The organism is Salipiger thiooxidans, from assembly GCF_900102075.1.
In the GTDB taxonomy this organism is placed as follows: Bacteria; Pseudomonadota; Alphaproteobacteria; order Rhodobacterales; family Rhodobacteraceae; genus Salipiger; species Salipiger thiooxidans.
In genome coordinates this window covers 64,085-87,670 of sequence record NZ_FNAV01000014.1, presented here as the reverse complement: position 1 = coordinate 87,670, position 23,586 = coordinate 64,085, and the positions used below count along the sequence as shown (strand labels likewise).

Annotated in this window: 20 protein-coding genes and 4 pseudogenes; 11 read left to right on the top strand and 13 right to left on the bottom strand. The window is 65.9% G+C overall.

Annotated features, from left to right (window positions below):
* Positions 1–11 precede the first annotated feature (11 nt).
* The 5 genes from BLQ77_RS20035 to BLQ77_RS20015 all read right to left on the bottom strand — a co-directional run bounded on the left by BLQ77_RS20035 (position 12) and on the right by BLQ77_RS20015 (position 4,175).
* The gene (locus BLQ77_RS20035) at positions 12–632 is read right to left on the bottom strand and encodes a phosphoribosyltransferase family protein (RefSeq protein ID WP_008887539.1); all 621 of its coding nucleotides are present in this window, start codon (positions 630–632) and stop codon (positions 12–14) included.
* Positions 629–1,303, bottom strand: a complete 675-nt coding sequence (locus BLQ77_RS20030) for an energy-coupling factor transporter transmembrane component T family protein (protein WP_089962470.1) — start codon at positions 1,301–1,303, stop codon at positions 629–631. The genes BLQ77_RS20035 and BLQ77_RS20030 overlap by 4 nt, the downstream gene beginning before the upstream one ends.
* Positions 1,300–2,805, bottom strand: coding sequence for an ABC transporter ATP-binding protein (locus tag BLQ77_RS20025; protein ID WP_089962467.1), 1,506 nt, complete (start codon positions 2,803–2,805; stop codon positions 1,300–1,302). The genes BLQ77_RS20030 and BLQ77_RS20025 overlap by 4 nt, the downstream gene beginning before the upstream one ends.
* Positions 2,805–3,377 carry an aminotriazole resistance protein gene (locus tag BLQ77_RS20020; RefSeq protein ID WP_089962464.1) on the bottom strand — a complete coding sequence of 191 codons (573 nt, stop codon included), beginning with the start codon at positions 3,375–3,377 and terminating at the stop codon, positions 2,805–2,807. The genes BLQ77_RS20025 and BLQ77_RS20020 overlap by 1 nt, the downstream gene beginning before the upstream one ends.
* Positions 3,378–3,521: 144 nt before the next feature.
* Complete coding sequence (locus BLQ77_RS20015; RefSeq protein WP_089962461.1) at positions 3,522–4,175, bottom strand: phosphoribosyltransferase family protein; 654 nt, start codon at positions 4,173–4,175, stop codon at positions 3,522–3,524.
* A gap of 188 nt (positions 4,176–4,363) precedes the next feature.
* Between BLQ77_RS20015 and BLQ77_RS20010 the strand changes: the two genes are divergently transcribed.
* Positions 4,364–5,227 carry a LysR family transcriptional regulator gene (locus BLQ77_RS20010; protein ID WP_242661785.1) on the top strand — a complete coding sequence of 288 codons (864 nt, stop codon included), beginning with the start codon at positions 4,364–4,366 and terminating at the stop codon, positions 5,225–5,227.
* Positions 5,228–5,352: 125 nt separating this feature from the next.
* On the top strand, positions 5,353–7,782 hold the full coding sequence (locus BLQ77_RS20005; protein WP_089962456.1) for a putative bifunctional diguanylate cyclase/phosphodiesterase: 2,430 nt from the start codon (positions 5,353–5,355) through the stop codon (positions 7,780–7,782).
* Between the two features lie 19 nt (positions 7,783–7,801).
* Here the strand turns inward: BLQ77_RS20005 and BLQ77_RS20000 are convergent, their stop codons facing one another.
* Entirely contained in the window at positions 7,802–8,155 is a 354-nt protein-coding gene (locus BLQ77_RS20000) for a Rieske (2Fe-2S) protein (protein WP_089962452.1), read from the bottom strand.
* A gap of 82 nt (positions 8,156–8,237) precedes the next feature.
* Positions 8,238–9,350, bottom strand: coding sequence for a 4-hydroxyphenylpyruvate dioxygenase (gene hppD, locus BLQ77_RS19995; protein ID WP_089962449.1), 1,113 nt, complete (start codon positions 9,348–9,350; stop codon positions 8,238–8,240).
* Between the two features lie 136 nt (positions 9,351–9,486).
* Here hppD and BLQ77_RS19990 point away from each other — a divergent pair, with 136 nt between their 5' ends.
* On the top strand, positions 9,487–9,948 hold the full coding sequence (locus BLQ77_RS19990; RefSeq protein WP_008887448.1) for an Lrp/AsnC family transcriptional regulator: 462 nt from the start codon (positions 9,487–9,489) through the stop codon (positions 9,946–9,948).
* A gap of 22 nt (positions 9,949–9,970) precedes the next feature.
* On the opposite strand, the gene BLQ77_RS19985 is transcribed toward BLQ77_RS19990, so the two are convergent.
* Genes BLQ77_RS19985 through BLQ77_RS19975 form a run of 3 tightly spaced genes read right to left on the bottom strand, consistent with a single transcriptional unit; the run spans position 9,971 to position 13,087 of the window.
* Complete coding sequence (locus BLQ77_RS19985) at positions 9,971–11,011, bottom strand: HlyD family secretion protein (protein ID WP_089962447.1); 1,041 nt, start codon at positions 11,009–11,011, stop codon at positions 9,971–9,973.
* 10 nt (positions 11,012–11,021) lie between these two features.
* On the bottom strand, positions 11,022–12,650 hold the full coding sequence (locus tag BLQ77_RS19980) for an MFS transporter (protein WP_089962445.1): 1,629 nt from the start codon (positions 12,648–12,650) through the stop codon (positions 11,022–11,024).
* Positions 12,650–13,087, bottom strand: coding sequence for a MarR family winged helix-turn-helix transcriptional regulator (locus tag BLQ77_RS19975; protein ID WP_008887459.1), 438 nt, complete (start codon positions 13,085–13,087; stop codon positions 12,650–12,652). Before BLQ77_RS19975 ends, BLQ77_RS19980 begins: the two co-directional genes overlap by 1 nt.
* A gap of 618 nt (positions 13,088–13,705) precedes the next feature.
* On the opposite strand from BLQ77_RS19975, the gene BLQ77_RS19970 reads away from it, so the two are divergent.
* Together BLQ77_RS19970 and BLQ77_RS28885 are read left to right on the top strand one after the other, a co-directional pair.
* Positions 13,706–17,251 carry a beta strand repeat-containing protein gene (locus BLQ77_RS19970; protein ID WP_089962443.1) on the top strand — a complete coding sequence of 1,182 codons (3,546 nt, stop codon included), beginning with the start codon at positions 13,706–13,708 and terminating at the stop codon, positions 17,249–17,251.
* 624 nt (positions 17,252–17,875) lie between these two features.
* Complete coding sequence (locus tag BLQ77_RS28885) at positions 17,876–18,046, top strand: hypothetical protein (RefSeq protein WP_008887484.1); 171 nt, start codon at positions 17,876–17,878, stop codon at positions 18,044–18,046.
* Between the two features lie 449 nt (positions 18,047–18,495).
* On the opposite strand, the gene BLQ77_RS19965 is transcribed toward BLQ77_RS28885, so the two are convergent.
* A complete protein-coding gene (locus BLQ77_RS19965) occupies positions 18,496–18,690 on the bottom strand; it encodes a hypothetical protein (protein WP_089962441.1) in 195 nt (64 codons plus the stop codon).
* A gap of 641 nt (positions 18,691–19,331) precedes the next feature.
* On the opposite strand from BLQ77_RS19965, the pseudogene BLQ77_RS29450 reads away from it, so the two are divergent.
* Together BLQ77_RS29450 and BLQ77_RS29445 are read left to right on the top strand one after the other, a co-directional pair.
* Positions 19,332–19,478, top strand: a pseudogene (locus tag BLQ77_RS29450) (IS5/IS1182 family transposase); the annotation flags it as partial.
* A gap of 38 nt (positions 19,479–19,516) precedes the next feature.
* Positions 19,517–19,705, top strand: a pseudogene (locus tag BLQ77_RS29445) (IS5/IS1182 family transposase); the annotation flags it as partial.
* A 304-nt stretch (positions 19,706–20,009) separates the two neighbouring features.
* Here the strand turns inward: BLQ77_RS29445 and BLQ77_RS19955 are convergent.
* Complete coding sequence (locus tag BLQ77_RS19955) at positions 20,010–20,432, bottom strand: helix-turn-helix domain-containing protein (RefSeq protein ID WP_089962439.1); 423 nt, start codon at positions 20,430–20,432, stop codon at positions 20,010–20,012.
* A 145-nt stretch (positions 20,433–20,577) separates the two neighbouring features.
* Here BLQ77_RS19955 and BLQ77_RS19950 point away from each other — a divergent pair, with 145 nt between their 5' ends.
* From BLQ77_RS19950 to BLQ77_RS19940, 3 genes are all read left to right on the top strand, one after another.
* Positions 20,578–21,768, top strand: a complete 1,191-nt coding sequence (locus BLQ77_RS19950) for an NAD(P)/FAD-dependent oxidoreductase (RefSeq protein WP_089962437.1) — start codon at positions 20,578–20,580, stop codon at positions 21,766–21,768.
* A gap of 29 nt (positions 21,769–21,797) precedes the next feature.
* Complete coding sequence (locus BLQ77_RS19945; protein WP_089962434.1) at positions 21,798–22,229, top strand: DUF1641 domain-containing protein; 432 nt, start codon at positions 21,798–21,800, stop codon at positions 22,227–22,229.
* Between the two features lie 137 nt (positions 22,230–22,366).
* Positions 22,367–22,672, top strand: a complete 306-nt coding sequence (locus tag BLQ77_RS19940) for a hypothetical protein (RefSeq protein WP_242661784.1) — start codon at positions 22,367–22,369, stop codon at positions 22,670–22,672.
* Positions 22,673–22,714: 42 nt separating this feature from the next.
* Here BLQ77_RS19940 and BLQ77_RS19935 read toward each other — a convergent pair.
* Positions 22,715–23,065 (bottom strand): annotated as a pseudogene (locus BLQ77_RS19935) (integrase core domain-containing protein); the annotation flags it as partial.
* A 96-nt stretch (positions 23,066–23,161) separates the two neighbouring features.
* Between BLQ77_RS19935 and BLQ77_RS19930 the strand changes: the two are divergent.
* Positions 23,162–23,452, top strand: a pseudogene (locus tag BLQ77_RS19930) (integrase core domain-containing protein); the annotation flags it as partial.
* Positions 23,453–23,586: the final 134 nt, after the last annotated feature.

Below are 23,586 nucleotides of genomic sequence, written 5' to 3'. Positions count from 1 at the left end.
GCAGGGGCCCTTCAGGTGCCGGGGATCGGCTGCCAGACCCCGTCCGCACCGGGGGCGAACTGCGGGATATGCGCGAGCGAGACCAGCGTCTCGGCATCGGCGCCCAGCGTCTCGCGCCAGTCCTGCGCCTCGGTGAGGATGACGCCCGCGCCCACCACGTTGCCGCCGGCCTGCCGCACGAGGTCCAGCGCGCCCTTGAGGCTCGAGCCCGAGGCCACCACGTCGTCGACCACCACCACGCGCTTGCCCTCGATCAGTGGGATCGCCGCGCGGTCGAGCAGGATGCGCTGCTCGCCCTTGGAGGTGATCGAAGTCAGCGTCTGCACCAGCGCGTCGCCGAGGTGGAGCTTGGGCGATTTCTGCAGCACGACGTAGTCGTCGAGCCCGAGCGCCCGGGTGACCTCGATGGCGACGGGAATGCCCAGCGTCGCGGGTCCCACGATGATGTCCGGCTGAAGCGGCGCGATCTTGCGGGCCAATTCCTTGCCTATGTGCTCGCCGAACGTCACGCCGAGGTCGATGACCATCATCAGCGAAATGGCGAACTCGGGGTTGATCGGCACGATGGGCAGGTCGAGCGGGTAGCCCTCGACATCGACGCGCCAGGTCTGGCGTCCGGCTTGGTCCGTCATCGGATGGGGTCCTTCCATGTCATGCGGGGCTCTACCATCAGGCCCACGTCGCGCCACGTCGTGCGCTTGCGGGACAGGTCGAAGCCATAGAGGGTCAGCGAGAAGCTGATGGCGTGGGCGGTGCGGATCGCCTGCACCAGAAGCGGCACGCCGCGGGCGAGCGCGAAACGCAGCTTCTTGAGGAAGCTCACGTCGTCAATCTCCATGCCGCGGGCGCGCTGCGCGTCGGCGATGCGCTCGAACTCGTCGCGCAGCATCGGGATGATGCCGAAGAGCAGCGACAGCACCAGCGTCGCCACCGCCGGCAGCCGCGCGGCGGAGCAGGCGGCGAGGATTGCGCCGGGGGTCGAGGTCTCCATCACGAAGTAGAAGAGCGCCGTGGTGGCGACCAGCCGGGCGGCCATCTTGGCGGCGATGGCCAGCGCGTCGAGCGGGGCGATGCCCTGCAGCAGCAGGTTGATCATCCAGCTCACGATGACCATGAGCGTCAGCAGCCCCGCGCCCTTGAGGTAGCCGCCGAGCTTGGGCACCCGCGTCACCCAGAGAAGCGCCAGCACCAGCGCCGCGAAGGGGATGCCCCAGCGCCAGTCGGGGGCCAGCCAGGCCACGATCATCAGCGCGAAGGCGGTGCCGAGCTTCACGAAGAAATTGAGGTCGTGCAGGCGGCTCATGCGGCGGACTCCCGTGCGGTGCCATAGGGGGCGGGCCAGCCGAGCGCCGCGAAGGCGCGGCTCTGCCAACCCTCGCCGACCGGACCGTCATAGGGGATGTGCCCCTCGCCCACGAGCGCCAGTCGGGTGGCCACGTCGTCGACCAGCTCGAGGTCATGCGAGATCAGCATCACCGCGCGCCCCTGTGAGGTCATCCGCCCGAGGAAGGTCTCGAGCAATGCGCGCCCGGCCAGATCGCGCGCCAGCAGCGGCTCGTCGACGATGGCAATGGCGGCGCCCGAGGCCTCGGCACAGGCAAGGCCGAGCTGCCCCTGCTGGCGGGCCGAAAGCGCGAAGGGGTTGGTCTCGCCCTGTCCGCCGAGCCCGTAGCGGGCAAGCACGGTCTCGGTATCCTCGTGGCCCTCGCCCATGGAGCGGGCAAAGGCGACCTCCTCGGCGGCGGTCATGTGGAAGAGGATCTGCCGCATGGATTGCGGCACGTAGGCGATGTGGCGGGCGCGGCGGGCGGTGGTCCAGCCCTGCGCGGCCTGACCGTCGAGCGCGATCTCGCCCGCTGCGACGGGCATCAGGCCCAGCACCGACTTCATCAGGGTGGTCTTGCCGGCGCCGTTGCGGCCGATCACGCCCAGCACCTCGCCCGCGCGCAGCGTCAGGTCGAGCCCGTCAAGCACCGGCTTGCCCGAGGCGCGGGCAAGCCTGGTTTGCAGGCCCCGGACGCGGAGCAGCTCGCGACCCGGCGTCACCGCCGGGCGCAGGCCCGAGGGCTTGCGCGGCGGCAGCAGCCCGGCGCGGGTCCAGAGCGCCGCATCGTCGAGCGCGGGCGCCAGCGGGGTGACGGCGGAAAGCGTTCCCTCGGCGATCAGCGCAAGGCTTTGCGTGACCGGGGCCAGATGCGCGGGATCCTGTTCGGCGATCACCACGCCCGAGACATGCTCGGCGGCCTGTTCCAGCGCCCGGCAGAGCCGTTCGCGCGCCGCCGGGTCGAGGCCGGTGGTGGGTTCGTCGAGCACCAGCAGCTCGGGCCGCGAGGCCAGCGCCGCGGCGAGCACGACCATGCGCCGCTCTCCGCCGGACAGGGTCAGCACCCGCCGGCCGGCAAGCTCGGTGAGCTCGAGATCCTCCATGAGGTAGCGGACCCGTGCCCGCACCTCGTCGCGCGGGGTGGCGCGGTTCTCGAGCGGGAAGGCGATGATGTCCTCGACCGAGAGATCCCAGAGCTGGTCCTCGGCCGATTGCGCCACGTAGCCCACGCGCGAGAACAGGGCGTCGCGGAGCAGCGTGGCGACGTCCTCGCCGTTCAGCGCGACACGGCCCTCGTAACGGGCGATGGGGGTGATCTGCGGGATGACGCCGGCGAGGGTCATCATCAGCGTCGTCTTGCCACTGCCGGTGGCGCCGCAGACCAGCAGGCGCCCGCCCGGCGCGAGCGCAAGCGTCGCGTCGCGGAGAAGGGGTTCGGACGTGCCGAACCCCAGCGTGAGTTTGTCGGCGGCGAGCAGCATCAGAAGCGCTTGAAGCTCGCCGGGTGTGCCGCGTTGAGGATCTTGAGCGCTGGCACCACGAGCAGCGGCGTGCCGATCAGCATCGGCACGATGTCCGAGAGTCCGAGGTAGCCGACCGCCCACCAGAACGGGAAGATGCCGAGGAAGGCGAGGCTCGCCGAAACCGCCGCGACCATCACGAGGCCGACGACGAGGCAGACCAGCGCGATGCGCACCAGCGCAGACTTGTCGAAGGTGGTGGTGGCCGGGTTGAACAGCAGCCCCGGCACGAGCCCGGTGAGCCCCACCATGATGCCGTCGACGATCAGCGAATGCGCGGGGATGAAGGTGCCCGCGAGCAGCGACCAGACGATGGTGCCGAGATAGCCGCAGATGAAGCCGCTCTTCCAGCCGAGCAGGATGCCGATCAGCGGCGGCAGGAAGGCGAAGATTCGCCACTGGATGACGCCGGGCACCAGCTGGATCGGGTTGGCGTAGGCCCAGAGCACGCCGGTGGCGGCAGCGGCGACGATGGAGAGGACGAGCGGGAACAGCGACGAGCCGCTGTCCTTGGGGAGAGTTTGGGTTGTCATGGGTCAGATCCCTGTCGGTTTGCGGTGAGGCGGGGGCCGGGTGCCCCTCTGGTTGCGACCCGGCACCGTCATGGCACGCGGGACGGTGGTTGCGATGTGGCGCGGCGTCTGGCCTCCTCCCCGACCGTCTGCCGCGCGGCGAGATCAGCCCGAAACGGGCTCCGGGCGGGTCATCTCTGCCTCGACGCTGGCGGGGTCGAGGCGCGCCTCGCCGTCGACGACGCGGAATTGCGGGATCCGCCCGAGCCGCTGCACCAGCGCGGCGTCCTCGGCCAGCGCCTCGCGCCAGGCGATGCCCTCGGTCAGGATGGTGCCGGCCCCGAGCACCGTGGCGCCCGCCCGGCGCACCAGCCGCATCGCGGCGGCCATGCTGGCGCCCGTGGCGATCACATCGTCGACCACCACCACGCGACGCCCCTGCAGCAGCGGGATCTGGCGGCGGTCGAGCAGCAGGCGCTGCGGCTTGTCCGAGGTGATCGAGCGCACCGGCTCCTCGAGCGCGTCGGCAAGGTGGAACTTCGGCGACTTCTGCAGGATCAGGTACTTGTCGAGCCCGAGGTGGCGGCTCACCTCCATCGCCACCGGGATGCCCAGCGTGGCGCTGCCGACCACGATCTCGGGCGTCATGGCGGCGAAGCGCGCGGCCAGTGCCCGGCCCACGCGGTCGGCGAAGGCGAGGCCCATGTCGATGTCCATGAGCAGCGCGATGGCGCGCTGGTCGTCGAGTTGGAGCATCGGCAGCGAGGTGGTCTCGCCGGCGATGTCGACGTCGTAATAGTCGGGCGCGATCAGGCGCAAGGGCGGCTCCGTGAGTGGGACTGCTGCGTTGCGGCGAAGGATGGCCCGGTCACGGAGCCGTTACAAACGCCAAGAATCCAACACAGCGTTGAATTTTTCTCAACGCTCTGGGAAGATGCCCGCGGGAGGTCGGTGAAACAGGGCGATCGGGCATGCAGCGGGTCTTTTTCACAAGGTTTTTCAGTTATATGGAAGAGATCTCCCGGCTCGGCAGCATCCGTCGTGCGGCAGAAGTTCTGAACGTTTCCGCCTCGGCCATCGACAAGCAGCTGCTCCGCGCCGAGGAGGAACTGGGTGTTCCACTGTTCGAGCGTCACCCACGCGGTGTGCGGCTGACCTCGGCGGGGGAACTGCTCATGTACCGGATGCGGGCCTGGCAAAAGGACATGCGCGCCGCCGCCTTCGAGATCGAGGAACTGAAGGGGCTGCGCCGGGGCGAGGTGCGCATCGCGGTGCCGCAGGAGGCGGTCACGAGCTTCCTGCCGCAGGCGCTGAGCGGCTTTCTCCGCGAGAACCCCCGCATTTTCACCTCGGTTCGGGTGGCCGAGTCCGACCGGGTCCGGCAGATGGTCATCGCGGGCGAGGCGGATTTCGGCCTGACCTTCAGCCCGCGCCCGCTGCCGGGGGTCTCGGTCCTGCGCGAGCTGCCCTTCCGGGTGCTCGCGCTGATGCCCGAGGACGGCCGCAAGAGCGTGTCTCTCGACCGTTTCTTCTCGCGCCCCGTTCTGGTCCCGGACGCCACGAGCCACCTGCGCGACGTGCTCGACATCGCCGCGGCCCGGGCCGGGGTCGAGCTGGCGCCGGTGATGACCTCGAACAGTCTCGAGCTGCTGCGCCAGCTGGTGCGCGAGGGTTGCGGCCATGGGGTCATCGCGGTCTGCCCCGATGCTTTCGAGGGCGCGGGGGCGGGGCTGGCGGCGCTGCCGCTGCGCGGGGCGGCGCTGCCGGATCTCACGATGGCGCTGATCTCGCCACGCGACAGCTCGTCGGCGCTGGCCTCGGTTCTCGCCAAAAGGCATTTCGAGCTGTTCATCGACGCACTCAAGGGTTGATCGGTCCGGGTCGCGTGCGCGATTTGCTGAAAGGATTCGCGCAGCCGGGCAGAATTTAACGCGATGTTAACCGAGTTTAAGAAAGGCTGACGTCCAGAGTGCAGGGGATTCTGGGTCGGAGATACATGAAGTGGCTCTATAACAGGCTCGGTGCCTGGTCAGACCGGATCGTGCTGCGAGGCCTGGATTCGGCCGAGGCGCTGCCGGACGATTTTCTGCCGCTGCTGCGGAAACACCAGCTTGCGGCCATCACCTCGCTGACGCCGCTGGTGATGTTCGCGAACCTCGTCAACGTTTCCTCCTATGTGCTGCTTGAAGCGCGCGCTGGCCATCTGAACTCGGTCGACATGGCGTGGGTCGTGCTGGTGCTGCTGATGATTGCGCGGGCGGCCTACCGGCACCGCTTCGTGCACCAGCGGCAAAAGCGGCATACCGCCAGCGCCGGCAGCATCGGCAAGCTGGTGGTGTTCTCGATGCTGCTCGGGCTGGTCTGGACCTATCCGTTGCTCAAATTCGTCTCCCACAATTCGCTGGAGGAGATCGGTTTCATCGGAGCGCTCACCAGCGGCATCATCGCGGCCGGCGGGCTGGCGCTGTACCCGGTGCCGCTCGCGGCGCTGGCCTACGTCGCGGTCTTCGCGGTCGCGGTGCCGCCGGCGATCTTCATCGGACTGCCAGCGCTGGCGGTCCCCTTCCTGCTCATCACCTGCTCGTTCTTCCTGATGATCACCGCGGCGCTGCACCGGCAGCTCCGGATCTTCGCGCACGAGTACGCGCAGAAGTTGCGGGCGGAATCGCAGATCTCGCTGCTCGACCTGCTGATCGGCAACGATCACGAGCGCCACGACAACTGCATCTGGCAGACCCGGGGCAACCTCGATCTGGTGACCTCGGACGTGCCGGTGCGCCGCATCCTCGGGGTCGATGCCATGCCCGGCCACCCGCGCAACCTGTCGGCCCTGCTCGAGCTGTCGCGGCTCGGGGGCGTGACGGACGCCGACCGGTGTACGCTGGCGCAACTGTCGCGCCGGAAAGCCGCGCCGCCGGAGAGCTTCTGCTTCAGGGTGGGCGACGAGGGTCGCGTGTCGCGGCCCCGCACGCTCGAGATCGGCGGACGCTGCGCCACGCTCGAGGGGCGCGAGGGCGTCTACTTCAACGGCTACATCAAGGATGTCACCGACGAGGCCGCCGCGATGGCGGAGGTGCAGAGGCTCGCGAGCCATGACGCCATGACCGGGCTGCCGAACTACCGTGAATTCCTGACGCGGGTCGCGGCGCTTTGCGGCGGCGCGCAGGCGGGGGCATCGAACAGTCAACTCGGGGTGTTCTTCGTCGACGCGGACAATCTCAAGTGGTCGAACGACACCTTCGGCTACGCGGTGGGCGACGCGCTGCTCACCACCATGGCCTGCCGGCTGGCGTCCTTCGCCGGCGCCACCGGGGTGACCTGCCGAAAGGGCGGGGACGAATTCCTCTTCGCCGGGCTCTTCCCCTCGCGCCGTGCCTTCGAGCGCCGCGGTGCCGAGATGCAGGCGGTGCTCAATGAGAGCTTCGTGCATGACGGCCGGGTCTTCGGGCTGACCTGCACCCTGGGCGCCTCCTGTGGGCCGGTGGGCGGAAAGGAGATCGCCGAGCTGCTGCGCGAGGCCGAGCTGGCGCTCCGGGCGAACAAGGCCAAGCGGCGTGGGCAGGTGGGGTTCTTCTCGGAGGGGCTGGCGCAGCGCAAACGCCGGTCCATGGGGCTGGCCGAGGATCTGCGCGCGGCACTGCGCGACGGTGGCATCGAGCTTGAGTTCCAGCCCATCGTCTCGGGTGGCGACTACCGGATCCGCGCGATGGAGAGCCTGTTGCGCTGGCGTCACCCGGTGCTGGGGCCGGTGAATCCGCGCGAGGTGATCGAGCTTGGCACTTCCGAGGGGCTGCTGGGCGAGATCGGGGAGCACGTGCTCCACCGCTCCATCGAACTGGCGGCGGACTGGCCCGCCGAGATCGCGGTCTCGGTGAACATCTGTCCCTGGGAGTTCGAGCGCCCCGACTTCGCCGAGCGGGTGCTGGCGGAGCTGCTGGGGCGGAGCATGCCGACCGCGCGGCTCTTCATCGAGATCACCGACTCCGAGTCGCTGAGCCAGAGCCGGGCCGTCCTCGACAACATCGCACGGCTGCGCGAGGCGGGGGTGACGGTGGCGCTGGACGATTTCGGCTCGTGCTACGCGTGCATCGCCAGCCTCGCGCGGAGCGATTGCGACATCATCAAGCTCGACCGCTCGCTGATCCGCGATTGCGAGAGCCACGCCACGGCGCGCTCGATCATCCACTCGCTGGTCGAGACGGCGCAGGCGGATGGCCGGGCGGTGGTGGCGGGGGGGATAGAGACCGAGGGGCAGCTCAGGGTGCTGGAGCGTGCCGGGGTCGACTACCTGCAGGGCTACTTCCTGCACCTGCCGCAGCGCGCCGACGAGGTCGTGCGGCTGCTTCGGGACAGCGACCGCGGTGCCGAGGTGCTGCGTCTCGGTCAGGCCATGCAGGGGGCCCGCGAGGGTGGGGTGGTGGGCTGAGCGCCCGGCTCAGCCCGGGTCAGTCGCCGATCAGGATCTGGCCGTTCCGCTCGCAGAGCGGCACCGCGTCGAGCCCGCAGTCGGCACCGCCGATCACCGCGCCGCTGGAAGCGTCGAAGCGGGCGCCATGCGCGGTGCAAAGCAGCATGGTCCCATCCGCCGACAAAAGCTGTGCGCCGCGATAGTCGAGCGGCAGGTACTGGTGCGGGCAGGCGTTGACGTAGCCGCGCAGGCCGTCGGGGCTCTGCACGAGGATCATCGGGAAACGGCCCGCCTCGCTCGAGACCTCGAGCGTCAGGGTGCCGGTCACCTTGGACGAGGCGCAGACGGGGGTGCCCGCGGGCGGGGCGGAGGAATAGTCGGTCCAGGCCATCGGGCACTCCGGCAAGGGCAAGGGGCGCGCGGGCGCCCCTTGCAGGACATCTTGTCAGGTCATCAGGCCGTGTCAGGCAAGATCACTCGGCGGGTTCGCTCTTCAGCACGCCGCGGCGGATCTGGTCTTCCTCGATCGACTCGAAGAGCGCCTTGAAATTGCCCTCGCCGAAGCCGTCATCGCCCTTGCGCTGGATGAACTCGAAGAAGATCGGGCCGATCACGGTCTTCGAGAAGATTTGCAGCAGGATGCGGGTCATGCCGCCATCCACCACACCCTCGCCGTCGATCAGGATGCCGCGCGCCTGCATCCGGTCGAGCGGCTCTTCGTGGCCTTTCACCCGGCGATGCGACATCTCGTAATAGGTCGCGGGCGGGGCGGGCATGAACTCCATCCCGGCGTCGGCGATGCGGTCGGTGCTGCCGTAGATGTCCTCGGTCGCGATGGCGATGTGCTGGATGCCTTCGCCCTTGTACTCGCGCAGGTACTCCTCGATCTGAGAATGCTCGTCGGTGCTCTCGTTGATCGGGATGCGGATCTTGCCGTCGGGCGAGGTCAGGGCCCGGCTCACCAGCCCGGTCTGCTTGCCCTTGATGTCGAAATACTTGATCTCGCGGAAGTTGAAGGTCTCGGCGTAGAACCGGTACCACGTGTCCATGTTGCCGCGGATCACGTTGTGGGTGAGGTGGTCCAGGTAGTAGAAGCCGAAGCCCTCGGGGCGCGGGTCGGTCTCGCCCAGCCAGTCGTACTCGTCGCCGTAGCAGCTGCCCTTGTCGCCGTAGGTGTCGACGAAATAGAGCAGCGAGCCGCCGATGCCCACGACCGCCGGCACGTCGAGCGACTTGCCTGCGCCGGTGTATTCGGTGGCGCCGAGCTCCAGCGCGCGCTTCAGCGCGTGCTGCGCGTCGACCACGCGCCAGGCCATGGCCGGGGCGCAGGGGCCGTGATCGCGCACGAACTGCGCTGCTTGGCTGTCGGGCTCGGCGTTCAGGACGTAGGTGATGTCACCCTGCCGGTAGAGCGTGATCTCCTTGGTTCGGTGTTTTGCCACGGGCACAAAGCCCATCTGCCGGAAGATGGTGTCCAGCACCCCGGGCTCCGGGTGGGCGAACTCGACGAATTCGAAACCATCGGTGCCGGCGGGGTTGCGGTCGCTGATCGTGGCCTTCGGGGCGTCGTGCGGGAAGGGTCCCATTGCGCGTCTCCTCCTCGTGGAATGCGTGTCTGGCACCAGCATGCCAGCGCCGCGATGCAGGGTGCGCGCATAATGTGTCTTGCGGACGCATCTTCATGCATGAGACTCTGGTGAAAACGGGGGAGGGGTGCACGAAATGCGCATAGATCAATTCGACCATGCAATTCTCGCGGCACTTCAGGAGGACGCATCGCTCACCAACGCGGCGCTGGCCGAGGTGGTGAACCTGTCGGCCAGCCAGATCTCACGCCGCCGCGTCGCGCTCGAGAAGGCGGGGATCATCCGCGGCTACGGCGCCCGGCTCGACGCGGCGCGGCTGGGCTTCGGCCTCCGGGCAGTGACGCGGGTAAACCTGCGCAGCCACGGCGCCGACATGGAGAGCGATTTCGCCCGCTTCGTGGCGACCCATCCGCAGATCTGCGCCGCCTTCTCGGTGTCGGGGGATGCGGATTACATCCTCGACATCCGGGTGGCCGACCTTCAGGCCTTCGCCGATTTCATCCACCTCAAGCTGCTGCCGCACCCGCAGGTAGCGCAGGTGCGCTCCGAGATCGTGCTCAAGACGCTGAAGGACCACGTGGGCGTGCCGCTCGACTGAGCGGCGCTGCCTTGCCGGCCGGTCAGGACTCCTGCCGGGGCGCGTGCAGTACCACCGACATGCCGGGGGCAAGCTCGGCGCCGCCGGGCTGGTCGGGGTCGATCTCGATGCGCACCGGCAGACGCTGGGCGATCTTGGTGAAGTTGCCGGTCGCGGTCGAGTTGCCGAGCACGCTGTATTCCGACGCCGTGGCGGGCGAGAACTGCGTGATATGCCCGGCGAAGGCGCGATCGTGCAGGGCATCGACGGTGAAGCTGACCCGCTGCCCCTGCCGGAGATCGGCAAACTCGGTCTCCTTGACGTTGGCGATGACCCAGACCTTCGGCGGCACCAGCGACACCAGCGCGGTGCCGGCGGTCACGTATTGCCCGACGCGCACGCCGATCTGCCCCAGTCGCCCGTCCGAGGGCGCCCGGATCACCCGGTGCTCGAGGTCGATGCGCGCCAGCGCGACGGCGGCCTCGGCACTCGAGATCTGCGCGTTGAGCGTGTCGGTCTGCACCTTGGCCGAGGCCACGGCCTCGCGCGCCACGTCGGTGTTGCTGCTGGCCTCGGTCAGCGAAGCCTCGGCCTGACGCAGCGCGAGGTCGGCGTCCTCGACATCGCTGGTCGAGACGACGCCCTTTTCCTGCAGCTTGTGCAGCCGGGTCCAGGACGCCTGCGTGGTGTCGAGCGCGGCCTTGGCGGCCCGTGCGGAGGCCTCGCGCGATTGCAGCGTCGCCTCGGCGGAGCGGATCGACTGGGTGTTGGCCTCGAGCGCCGAGCGTGCCGACGCAAGCTGCGCCTCGGCCTGCGCCAGCGCCTGTCGGGCGCTGCGGTCGTCGAGCTGCACCAGCACCTCGCCCTTCGCGACGGTGGCAAAATCCGAGACCGGAACCTCGGTCACTTCGCCCGCGCCCTGCGCCGACAGCGTGGTGACCTGCCCACGCACGTAGGCGTTCGAGGTGCGGACCTCGGCGCCGTCGAAGGGCGGCAGGTGCCAGGCCCAGAGCACGAGGCCGATGCCCAGCACGCCGAGCAGGACGATGAGAAAGGTGGGGACGTGGTGTTTCAGTACGTTCATCGGAGGGTCCTCAATGCGCGGCGGGGACGGGGGGAGCCATCCGGGCGCGCAGGAAGTTCAGGAGAATATGGCCCGTCAGCACCGCGAGGGCTGCGAGGGCGAGAAAGGAGATGGCGGCGAACACGTCGTTGTAGGCGGCGACGGTCGCCTCGCGCTGGACGGTGGCCGCAAGCTGCGCTGCGGCCTGCGCCTTGAGCTGGGCGGCATCGGTCAGCTGCGCCGAGAGCTGCTGCGCGAGGCCTGAGATCCGGGCGCTGACCAGCGGGTCGCCGGTGGTCAGCTCTTCGGCAATCCACTCCGCGTGGGCGGCGGTGCGTGCCGTGACGATGCTGCGGAACAGCCCGGCCCCGATGGTGCCGCCAAGGATCTGGCTCGACAGGAACACGATGATGAAGCTCAGCAGGTACTGCGGGCCCTTGCTGAGCGCGGTCAGCAGCCCCGTGGCCATGGCCGAGGGCAGGAACAGCGTCGAGGCGAAACCGATGAGGCTCTGGCTCAGGATAAGGTCGCGGGGCGCAAGGCCGCTGTTGGAATGCGCGTCCATGCCGGCGCCGGCGGCGATCAGCAGCAGCGCACCCACGTGGATGAAGGGCACCCGGTCGGGCCGCAGCACCAGCGCGCAGGCGATGCCGCCGCCAAGGGTCGCGGCGGCAATTGCCCAGAACAGGGGCGCGACCTGTTCCTGCGCGAAGCCCAGCGTCTGGAAGAGCCCCGGCGCGCCAGACGACTGCTCGGAGAGGATGATGCGGAAGATCAGCAGCGCCGCGGTCAGGTGCAGCATTGCGGGCGAGGTCAGCCAGCGCACGTCGAGGAGCGGCGTGCGCCGGTGCAGCTCTATCACCAGCGCGAGGACAAGGGCGGCGATACTTGCGGCGATGGCCTGCCCGAGCCACGGCACCTCGACCCACCAGTAGGTCGCGCCGGTGGTGAAGCAGGCGACGAAACCGCCGAACGAGGCGGCGATCAGCCCGAAGCTGACGAGGTCCATGCCCTTGATCACCTTCATGGTCTCGGCAGCCACCAGCGGCAGGCGGTAGACCAGGACCAGGCAGATCATCGACATGCCGAGCTTCAGCATCAGGATGTTGGTCCAGCTGCCGTCGGTGAGGATCAGCGGGTTGATCGCCCTTGCCAGCGGCGTGCCGAGCGAGATCATGGTCAGTGCCAGCGGCAGGCCGATGGTCAGTTTCTTCTCGGGGGGCAGGGGCTCGAGCATGTAAAGGAAGGCCAGCGTCGAGAGCGGCGCGGCGGCGATACCCGAGAGCAGCTCGACCACCAGCGCCGAGCGCAGGTCGGTGGCCAGCAGGCTCAGCAGCGCCACCGCCACGTAGACGATGATCGAGACCTCGGCAAAGCGGCGCAGGCCGAACTGCATGCGGATCTTGATGAGCATCAGCGGCAGCACCGCCCGCGGCGCCATGAACACCACCATCAGCCACATCGTTTCGGTCTGGGTGGCGCCGAGCTCGCCGCCAAGGGTAGTCAGATTGGCCGACAGGAACCCCTGCCCGAGCGACTGGGACAGCGCGATGAAGGTGGACGCCAGCATGTAGGCCGCCGCGAGCAGCGGCGGTTTCGGCACGAAGGCGGGGCGGGGCGGCGTCGCGGCTGCCCCGGGGGTGGCGGAGCTCTCGGACATCAGCCTTCCATCCGGTCTAGGTTCTGCTGGATCCGGCGCAGCGTCTCGAGCGCCTGCGCAAGCTCTTCGGGCGTGACGTCGTGGTAGACCTCGCGGCGCAGTTCTTCGGTGAAGCCCACGATGCGCTCGGCCTTGGCATGGGCTTGCGGGGTGAGGAACAGCCGGCGCAGGCGCTTGTCGTCGGGATCGCTGCGCCGCTCGATCAGCTCCGCCGCCTCGAGATGGTCGAGCGTGCGGTTCATCGACGGCGTGCGGATCTCGAGCCGTTCGGCAAGCTCGGCCTGACTGAGCCCCTCGCAGGCGGAAATGTGCAGCAGGGCCTGCGCTCGGGCGTAGGTCATCTCCATCGCTGCGGCGCGCGCGTTGAAGCGTTTGCGGATCCCCCGCACGAGCCCGAACACCGCGGGCAGGAAGTCTTTGTGAACCGGATCGGTCATGGCGTGATACGTTACCCTGCTAATGATTGCCTAGGTAACGATATTGGCGCTGCGGTCAACCCCGGCGGCCCGCCGGGGCGGCTCACTTGGATGTGAGGAGAGTCGCGGCAGACGCTCTTTCGCGTCAGATTTTTTGGCGGGCGAATCCTCCGCGAACCATCGCCGATGGCCGCGCGCGGGCGGTGTCGCGTCAACTTCGCGGCTGCGGTGGTGCGTGAATACCGGACGGCGATTCGGCCCGATCCCAGGGCGGTCAGGCGAATGCGCGGACGAACCGAATATTATCATGTAATTACGCTGGAATTTCTGCGGCTTTGAGGCCCGCATGTGGCGGTCGTTCCCGGCGCGCGAGCGCAGAGACTTTGTTGAGAAAAAACGCCTGTCAAGTACGGAAAGCAACACGCTCGAAGGGCTATGCAGGTCAATCACGCGCGTGTTAGGCTGATCAACATTAGCGGTAGGAGAGTTTTTTAGCCTATTACAGAGCCCCCGTCGCCTTTGAGTCCCCGGCGACCACACCCGTTTTAGGCGGCAAGTCGACTCTTCCCTGTTACCCAGTGACTGCAGGTGTGCGTACCGCCCATGGCGCCACGCGCAATTTTTTATGGAGATTTTGATATGCCCAATACCCCAGTCGCCTGGCTCCCCGAGACACTCATTCCCAGCACGAGCTCAGGCACCGACGCCGACTCCCACGTCGTCCAGCTGTCCAACGGCAACGTCCTCATCGTCTGGACTGCCTTTGACGACGGCGACTACGACGTATGGGGCCGCATCCTCGATCCGTTCGGCAACGTCGTCTCGGCCGAGCTTTATCTCGGCGAGACCGACAACGCTGACGATTTCCCTGCCGTCGCCGCATTGCCCGACGGTGGCTTCCTGATCGCGCACGAGGTCGACACCGGCAGCTTCGACGACATTCGCGTGCGTCAGTTCGATGCGGAAGGCGTGCAGGAGGCCCTTGCCTACGCGTTCTTCGATGGCAGCAACGGGGTGCCCAACGGCTTCGTGCCCGAGATCGCCGTGTCGAGCAGCACCTCGGCCATGGTGATCTGGTCGCAGCAGGAGAGCGCCACCGAGAGCGACGTCTACGCCCGGATCTGGAACTCCGACACCGAGTCCTTCACCGGGGCCGCGACCCTGATCCTCGGCGGCGGCTCGGTCACCACCTATCCCTACATCGACATCGATGTGCTCTCGAACGGCAACTACGTCGTGGCGGCCGGTCGCAACAATGGCACCGGCGATACCGACATCGTCATCCGGATCCTCAGCCCCACCGGTGCCAACGTGCTCAGCATCACCTCGATCGCCGGCACCGCCGGGGACTCCGAGCTTGACTACGATCCGTCGGTGACGGCGCTCGCGGGTGGCGGCTTCGTCGTGGCGTGGCGCAACTTCGACACCGACGATGACATTCTCGCACAGGTCTTCGACGCGTCCGGGTCTGCCACGTCGGGCGTCATCGTGGTGTCCAACCTCGGCGGGGTCGACGATGCCAACGAGCCGGTCGTGGTCGCGCTCGACGATGGCGGCTTCATGGTCATCTACGACGAGGACACGCTCGACCAGCTCATCGCGCAGCGTTTCAACGCCAGCGGTGCGCAGGTCGGAAGCAACTTCGTCATCTCCGACGAGGCGAACGCCTCGCAGCCCGATGCGACGCTACTCGCGGATGGCCGGGTGCAGGTGACCTATACGCTCAACAGCCGGATCTACACCCAGATCCTCGACGTCCGCGATGCCGCGAGCGAGGGCGATATGCCGCTGTCCGGTTCTCAGTTCGACTACTGGGCGGGCACGGTCGGCAACGACACCTTCACCGTCGACAGCGGCGCTGGTGACGTCCGTGGCGGCGCCGGGAATGACGACATCACCGAGCTCGGTGCCATCCGCAACTACTTCGGCGATGCCGGCAACGACACGCTGCGCGTCTCGTCGGCGATCAACTCCGACCTGCATGACGGTGGCTCCGGTAATGACTGGATCGACTTCTCGAATTCGGGTGAAAACGGCCTCGAAATCGACCTGACCGCGGAGCTCGTAACCGACACCAACGCCAACACGGAGCAGATGATCAGCTTCGAGAACGCGATCGGCACCGCGGGTGACGATACCGTGACCGACGCCGTGACTGAGAACAACGAGCTCATCCTCGGGGCCGGCAACGACCTCGTGAACCACCTCGGCGGGCTCAACGAGGACGGCGACACGATCACCGGCGGTGGCGGCAACGACACCGTCGCCCAGACCGGCATCGGCTGGAGCTTCAACTTCTTCGGTGGCGCCGGAAGGGATACCGCGGACTTCTCGGGCACGACCTATGGCACGCTCGGGATGCTCGTCGATCTTGCCACCGAGACCTATGACTATCTCTATACTTCGACACGTACGGCCTATGGCGCCTCGTTCGATATCCAGAGCGTCGAGAACGTCTTCGGCTCGAACGAGCATGACAACCTCTTCGGCGACGGCGCTGACAACATCTTCCTTGGCAACGGCGGGGACGACAGCATCAACGGCCGTGGAGGCGCGGACACGATCAACGGCGGCCTCGGCAATGACACCATCATCGGCGGGCTCGGAGATGACGTGATCGCGGGCGCCCAGGGCGCGGACAGCATGTTCGGCAACAACGGCCGCGACACGCTGTCTTACTCCGCCTCCAACGCCGGCATCAACATCACGCTCGAGACCGGCGCAAACACCGGCGGTCACGCGCAGGGTGACTTCATCACCGGCTTCGAGCGCATCGTGGGCTCGGCCTTCGCCGACACCATCGACGCCAACAGCCGCAACCTGACCACGGTCGAAGCCGGTGGCGGCAACGACCGCATCATCGGTGGTGCCAACACCCAGACCATGCGTGGCCAGGGTGGCAACGACACGATCACCGCCTATGCCGGTGCGAACTTCAATTCGACCAGCGTCGCGGACTTTCTCGACGGCGGTTCGGGCAGAGACGTGCTGGCCGGTGCGGCGGGCGACGACACCATCATCGGCGGTCTCGGCGACGACGTGGTCGCCGGCAACGCAGGTGCCGACAGCATGGAAGGCGGCAACGGCCGGGATACACTCAGCTATGCCAACTCGAACGCCGCGGTGAACGTGCTGCTGGAATCCGGTGCCAACACCGGCGGCCATGCGCAGGGCGACTTCATCACCGGCTTCGAGCGCGTCGTGGGCTCGTCCTTCAATGACGTGATCAACGCCAACAACCGCAACCTGACCACGATTGAAGCCGGCGGCGGCAATGACCGCATCATCGGTGGCGGCAACACCCAGACCATGCGCGGTGGCGGCGGCAACGACACCATCACCGCCTATGCCGGTGCCAACTTCAACTCGACCTCGACAGCGGACGTGATCGAAGGCGGCAACGGCGACGACGTGCTCGCGGGCGCGGCTGGCGACGATACCATCATCGGTGGGCTCGGCGACGACGTGATCGCGGGCAACGCCGGGGCAGACAGCCTCGTGGGGAACAACGGCAAGGATACGGTGAGCTACGCCAACTCCAACGCCGGGGTGCAGGTGCTGATGAACTCCGCCACCAACACCGGCGGCCACGCCGACGGCGACATTCTCGAGGGTTTCGACCGGCTGGTCGGTTCCGCCTTCGGGGATGTCCTCGACGCCAATAGCATCAACACGGTGACCATCGAAGGCGGTGGCGGCAACGACATCATCATCGGTGGCGGCAACTTCCAGACGCTACGTGGCGGTGGCGGCAACGACACCATCACCGGCTACTCGGGTGGCAACCCCGCGTCGACCTCGACGCTCGACAGCATCGAGGGTGGGTCGGGCAATGACGTGCTGGCCGGTGCCAATGGCGACGACACCATCCTCGGCGGGTCGGGCAACGACATCATCCGGGCCAATGGTGGCAACGATACCGTCGCTGGCGGTTCCGGGGCCGACACCTTCATCTTCGGGCTGAGCTCCGAGGTGGATACCATCCTCGACTTCCAGGACGACATCGACACGCTGCGACTTGACGCAACGCTCTGGGGCGGTGGCATGACGGCGCAGCAGGTGGTGAACACCTTCGCCGACGACAGCTCCGGCGACACCATTTTCGATTTCGGCGGAGGCCGGATCGTGGCGCTCGACGGGGTGACCGACAAGCAGGACATGGTGGACGACCTGTCGTTCTTCTGATCCCGCGAGGCGATCGCAACGCAAGACCGGCCCCCGGCGCGTACCGCGTCGGGGGTCTTTTCGTCTGGGTGATTGCCGGCTGACGCGAGTGACTGCGACTGCGCCGCAACGCAGCGTCGAATTTTCTGGACACGGAGCCCGTTGTCATGTGACGTAGCACGCGCAAGGGAATTCGTGGTCGACCCGCCGGGAGGAGGAGGGCGGGCCGACCCTGAAGACGGATGGCGCGAAAGAGTAAAGGCCCATCCAGTCTGGAACCGGTCGCCTCCAGGGGAGGTGTGGGGCGACCGGGCGTCTCTCTTACCGAGATATAGGTGTCAGAAGGCGGCGCAATGGCAGCGGGTGGTGAAACCCGCCATATGCGACCAATTGGCATATCCGGCGCTCATCTTTTGCTCACTTCCTGAGCATCTGCCCGTCCGGCGATCTGGCGATGTACGACCCTGTGTCGCAACGTCCCGGGCAACGCCCGGTCATGCCGCTTGGTTGCGCTACCGGACTGTGCTAAGAAGAGGCACCCGCCGCGCACTCGGGCGGGGATCCGAACAACTGGATGACACCGATGGACGGCCGTCCCGCCCTCTCTGGGGGCCTGTGCCGACCGAAGCCAAGGGAGAGGACACCATGAACCTTCTGAACCGCGAGCAGGCCAACAAGGTCGAGCTTCTGCTGCTGCGTGGCATGTCGGACTTCGACATCGCGACGAAGGTCTGCGGCTCGGACGATGATCCGGAGCTGTACCTCGAGGCGGTCTCCGCCGAGCGCGAGCGCATGGACCGCAGCACCGCCGCCTGATCCCTCGAGGGACGCTGACCACGACAGACAGACCCGCCCGGCCCGTGTGCCAGGCGGGTCTTTTCATGCGCAGGGCATATGCAAGGGGGCGGACTGCTGGTGAATGCGAGGGGGAGGGTAGGGGCGCGGCGACCCTCAGGGAGGAGGAGAGAGGGTCGCCGCTGATTTCCGGGGCTCAGGGAGGAGGAGAGAACCCCAGGAAACTCTGTGGCACATCGCTGCGCCGTTGCCCCTACCTACGCAGTGCTGCGGTGCAGAACAAGGGACGCGGCTGCAAGGCCGCCTTGCCGCTGGCGCATGGCATTGGCTTTTCGCGACCTGAAACGCAAGAAAGGACGGATCGTCGATCCGCTCTTCCTCTTCGGCTTGGCTGTCTGTCTGCCTTGCTGGGTCGCCCGCGCGGGCTGCCTTGCTGGGGGGATGGATGGCGTCGCCCTGTTCCGGGCCGCTCAGGCGGCTTCGGCTTCGAAGTGGCCGCACCAGTCGTCGGATTTCACCACCGGCCAGAGGCCGCGGGCGTTGGCTTCGGGCTGGGTGACCGGCGGGTTGAAGCGGCAGAGGCCGGCATCATCCGGAACCGCAGTGGTGTTCGCCTTGTGGTCTTCGAAGAAGGCACAGGTTGCGCAGTTATGCTCGTTGGACATGGCTTTCTCCTATGTATCTCTGTTGGTAAGGGCCGTGGTCCAGCGTCCCTCGCCATGAAGGGGATATGGTTGCAACTCGCGGAGTTGGCAAGATAAAACCGAATAAAAACAAATGGTTGATTGATATTGTCGGGATCGGATGCCAATCGTTTCGGTCGGGTTTTCTGCCCGCGCAAGGCGAGTGTTTCGCTCAGGATCGTGTAGCCCTTCATTTGTTGAGAGTTATGAATCCCGTGCATATCGGTCGGGAAAGCCAGGGCGATCGCGGGCACGAGGCAGGGCAACGCGCAGTATCCCGAGCGGACGAGCCGGCCTTGGCGAGTCGCGGCACGAATGGGCCTAGTGTCAGCTCGAGCGAGCGTACCGAGCAGCCAGGAACGGCGACGAACCCGCGATGGTGCCGTCGAGGAATCAGCCCGTGATCAGCAACACTGCTGTCACTCAATACAAGTCCCCAGTTCCCGCGAAGCTTGAAAGCGCCATGTCGCGCCAGCACTGATTGGCCATGCTTGACGGGCGGTCTCGGCGGTGTGACCTTCCGCGAAAGCGTTGCGCACCTGTTCTTCCAGCGAGCTGGCGTTGTTGCAGAACTCTGTCTGCGAAGGATTCACCTCGTGAATCCAATCGCTTAGACAGGGTGGATGAGCAAGCCTGCAGCCGCCCGCTATCGCGCGACGAACTGGTCGAGCTACACGGCTTCGCTTCTCAATCGCGGGTCGCGACTGATCTGGCTGGACAAGGAGTTGACTTGGCTCGCGGCGCATGACGGCAACCCCGGCCGCCCCTCTCGATGAGTGCACGCAGTCACCGAGAGGGCAGGGGATGAACCGGATGCCACGTCCGAAGCCGGATCGAGGCGAAAATGCGGTGCCTCAAGGCCTTCGGCGAGCGCGTCGCGTCAAGAGACCCGGGCCGACAAACCGCCGAAATCCAGATCCGCATCGCCCTTATCAACCGCTTCCTCATCAACCGGTTCAATGCGCCGGGCACCGCTGGAATCGTCCGCGTGGCATGACGCCGGCGGCGAAAGGGGCCATCAGGTCTCAGGCATGCGTCGCGCAACAACGTCCTGTCGAGATGAAACGGCACGGGAGCATTCCGTGGAAGAGCGCCGTGGCCAAAGGCAGATCCACTCTCGGGACGGGATCGATCTGGAACGGCCGACCATGACAGATTAACGGACAAGCGCTTTAAGCGCTGCCTTCGCCCTGACTTCAGGCGCATGCTGTTTCCGTTTGAATACCTCTGATCTGCTTCTCGTCGAAGATCGGCACAGAGCACATTCTCGCTTACGTCAGCATCCGGCTTTATGGGGGCGCTCATGGCTCGTCGCAGAGGTTCGGCGCGCCGTCGAAGTTGTATTCGCCTCGGTAGAGCCGCCGCAGGGTCGTGACCATCGCCTCGAAAGACTCATCGAACCTGACCGAGGTGCGCTCGGTTGGCGCGATATAGATCGATTTTCCGACGGGCTCGCGCCGCAGGTAGCCGCTTTCGACCAAGCTGTTGATCTTGCGGTGTAGGGTGCTGATCGGAAGGTCGAGCGCCTCTGACAGAGCCGAAAAATCATAGAGCTTGCCCTGCATCCGGCCCTGCACAACCGTACGGATGATCAGGCTGTCGAGCGGCTTGCCCCACATCCCCGATTCCATCGCATAGAACCGGTTGAGACAGTCGATGATCTGTGACTGAACCGCCGCCCGCATCGCGTCGGGCTCTTGCTGAGAGCTGATGGCGTCGTTCATTTTTTGGCCCCTCCCACGCACCCCTGTTTTCCAAAATGGAAAGGTTGGTGCTTGGTCGCAAGCCAAATCTGCTCGTATTTGGACCCCTGGTCCGAAGTCCACTGCACTGGTGGGTGGAGGGTTCCAGTATTCCAGGGGAGGGATCATGCAAAAGCATATACTCGTGGTCGGTGGCGGTATCGGCGGTACGATGACCGCAAACAGCCTTGTCACCAAGTTCTACAGAGAGATCGCAAACGGCAAGGTCAAGGTGACCATGCTTTCGGACAATCCGTGGCACTACTACAAGCCGGCGTTCATGTATGTTGCCTTTGACATGTATTTTAAAGGTGAACTGCGCAGGAAACAGCAGTCCCTTCTGCGTCCCGAGATCGACTTTCAGCTCGACAAGGTTGAAGCCTTCGATTTCAAGGGCTCCAAGGTGAAGACCGCCAGCGGCAAGACGATCAGCTACGATTACATCGTGGTTTCCACCGGCTGTCTGCCCGCGCCTGAACGGATCGAGGGGCTGAAGGAAGGCGGAGACTATTTCTATCAATACGAGCCGGCCCGGAAACTATCGGACAAACTGCTGACGCTTGAAAAGGGCCGGGTGTTTGTCACCGTGAACTTCCCCGAAACGCCGAACGTCCCGCACCAATGCGGCATCGCGCCGATGGAAACCACGCTGATGCTCGACGAGTATTTGCGCCGCAAGGGTGTGCGCGACCAGATCGAGATCGTCTATACCTATCCGACCGTTTCTCAGCTTCTGCGCAACTGCCTGTTCATGCAGGAAGAGGTGTGTTCTGTCCTGCCGCCGATCTTCGAAGAGCGCGATATCAAATACAAGCGTAGCTTCACGCTGGCCAAGGTCGATCCGGAACGCAAGGTCGCGATCTCCAGAGAGGGCGAGGAAGAAGAGTTCGACATTCTGATGTCGACCCCGCCGATCCGCGCTGTGGATGCGGTGATCAACAGCGGTCTCTCGCAAGCGGCGAACAACGAGGGCTGGCTGCCAACCGACCGGGACACGCTGCAACTCGAAGGCTATCCAAATGCCTACGTGATGGGCGATACGGTCGATCTGCCGATCTCCAAGGCCGGCGGCTCCTGCCACAACCAGTGCCCGGTGATCGTCAACAATATCGCCGGGGATATGCGGCTGGGCCGCATCGTCGAGCACTATGACGGCAAGGTGCAGGCCGTGGCGCAGATGGGATTGGAAGCGGGCATGCCGCTTTTCTACAACTACGATGAGGATGTGTATCCGACGCCGCCGACCAAGGTCGGCGGACTGCTGCGCAAGGCATTCAACCGCGGCATCTATTGGTCTGTCGCGCGCGGCATCATCTGAGATCTGAAGCTTAAGAACAGGAGGGCGCCATGGCGAACCCCACAGCAAACGGCGCGGAAACCCCGCTGCTCGAGCGCATCAATCAAGAGAGCGCCTTTTCCGACGCAGCGACGGAGGAGGGCCTGATCGATCTTGCCAACAAGCTCGCACCGTTGATCCAAGGCCGACGCCTGCACAATGTCATCGATCTGATGTCGCTCGCTTCGGACGGTGTGGACATGGCGGATGATGCCATGATCCAGAAGATGATGACCGCGTATGAAGACATCACCGGTACCGCGTGGGCGCTCGGCAATGCTGCGCGTTATGCGGCCAATCAGGCGGCGACCGCGCCAGTGCCGTCGCGGCTGGGTCTGCTGCGGGCGGCAGGCGACGAGGATGTGCGGCGAGGGCTGCATTTTGCGCTTCAGTTTCTTGCCGTGCTGGGCCGTCAGGTGACGCCCGAGCCCGACGTGGATTGACCGTGTCTATGAATGAGGCGGAACTGGCCGCACTCTACAGACCGCGCATCCGAGAGCTTGCCGCTCGGGTGCGTTCCGATCGGCGGCTGAAGAACCCGGAGGCTACGGTTTCCCGCAGAAGCCAGGTTTGCGGCAGCATGATTACCCTGGACCTGATGCGCGAGCAGGGCCGCATCAGCGCTCTTGGCTGGCGGTCGCGGGCCTGCACCCTGGGCATGGCCTCGCTGGGCCTCGTCACCGAAGTCGCCGTCGGTCAGTGCCGGGCCGAAGTGGCTGCGGCCGGGGCGGCACTCTGGGACCTTTTGCATGGGCAGGAGCAGGTCTTTGCCGCTCCGTGGGAAGAGTTGTCAGTTTTTTCCGCCGCCCGCGGATTTCCGACGCGGTTTGGCTCGATCATGCTGCCCTTCGAAGCGATCAATGAGGGTTTCAGGCAAATGGGATGAACTGGTAGGGGCCACGACCCGGCTTCTGCGCACAGTCGCCCGTTAGGTGTTCAGTCCCGGCATTTGGTGGATCGGGTTTAAGATGAATCTGTCCGGCTCTGAAATCCAGACCTTGCAGACGTATTCACAAGGTGTGAGACCGCTGAGCGACTTGAGCCGGCGAGCGGAATTGTGGGCAGCGATGAAGTCCGCGAGGTGGGTGCGGATCTGGTCGTGGCTATCGTAGTGGAAACGCCCGACGGTGGCCTCCTTGATCGTTCGGTTCATCCGCTCAACCTGACCGTTTGTCGGAGAAACAGTGCCCGGGACTGCTTCCCAATCCTCCCAACCCCAAGGATGGTTGGGCTTCGTGAGGCGATGCTCAATGCCGTTGGCTTTGCAGATCATGCCGAAGCGCATGGGCCTGGAGTAGGCAGTATTTCGGTTTCGGGGCTGCTTTGCGAATTGGATGCCGTAGCACGTCGGGAACAAGCGCTGCCGACAGGTTATGGCAGCGAATTTATCTCTCGCGATCTCGACCTGTGGGCTTATGCCAACGAGGTCACTTTGGACTTCTCACGCCCTGGCAAGCCAACCGACAATGGCTTCATTGAGGCCTTCAACAGCAAGCTCCGGTCGGAATGCCTGAACGCGCACTGGTTCATGAGCCTTGCGAACGCGCAAGAAGAACTGGAGGATTGGCGTAGACACTATAACGAAGACCGACCCCACAGCGCCATCGGATACAACCTCCCGATCGCCCTGCATTATCCCGGCGGCGCAGCCAGCCCGTCGCCATGACCAGGCCGAAAAACTCCAGAATTCGGCGGTCCAAGGTTAGGGAGCAGCGCAAGTTGGCTCAGACTCTACACTACGATGAGGGATTTCGCGGGAGCAGGTCACCCCGATTGACCCATCACTGAAATCCTAATTTC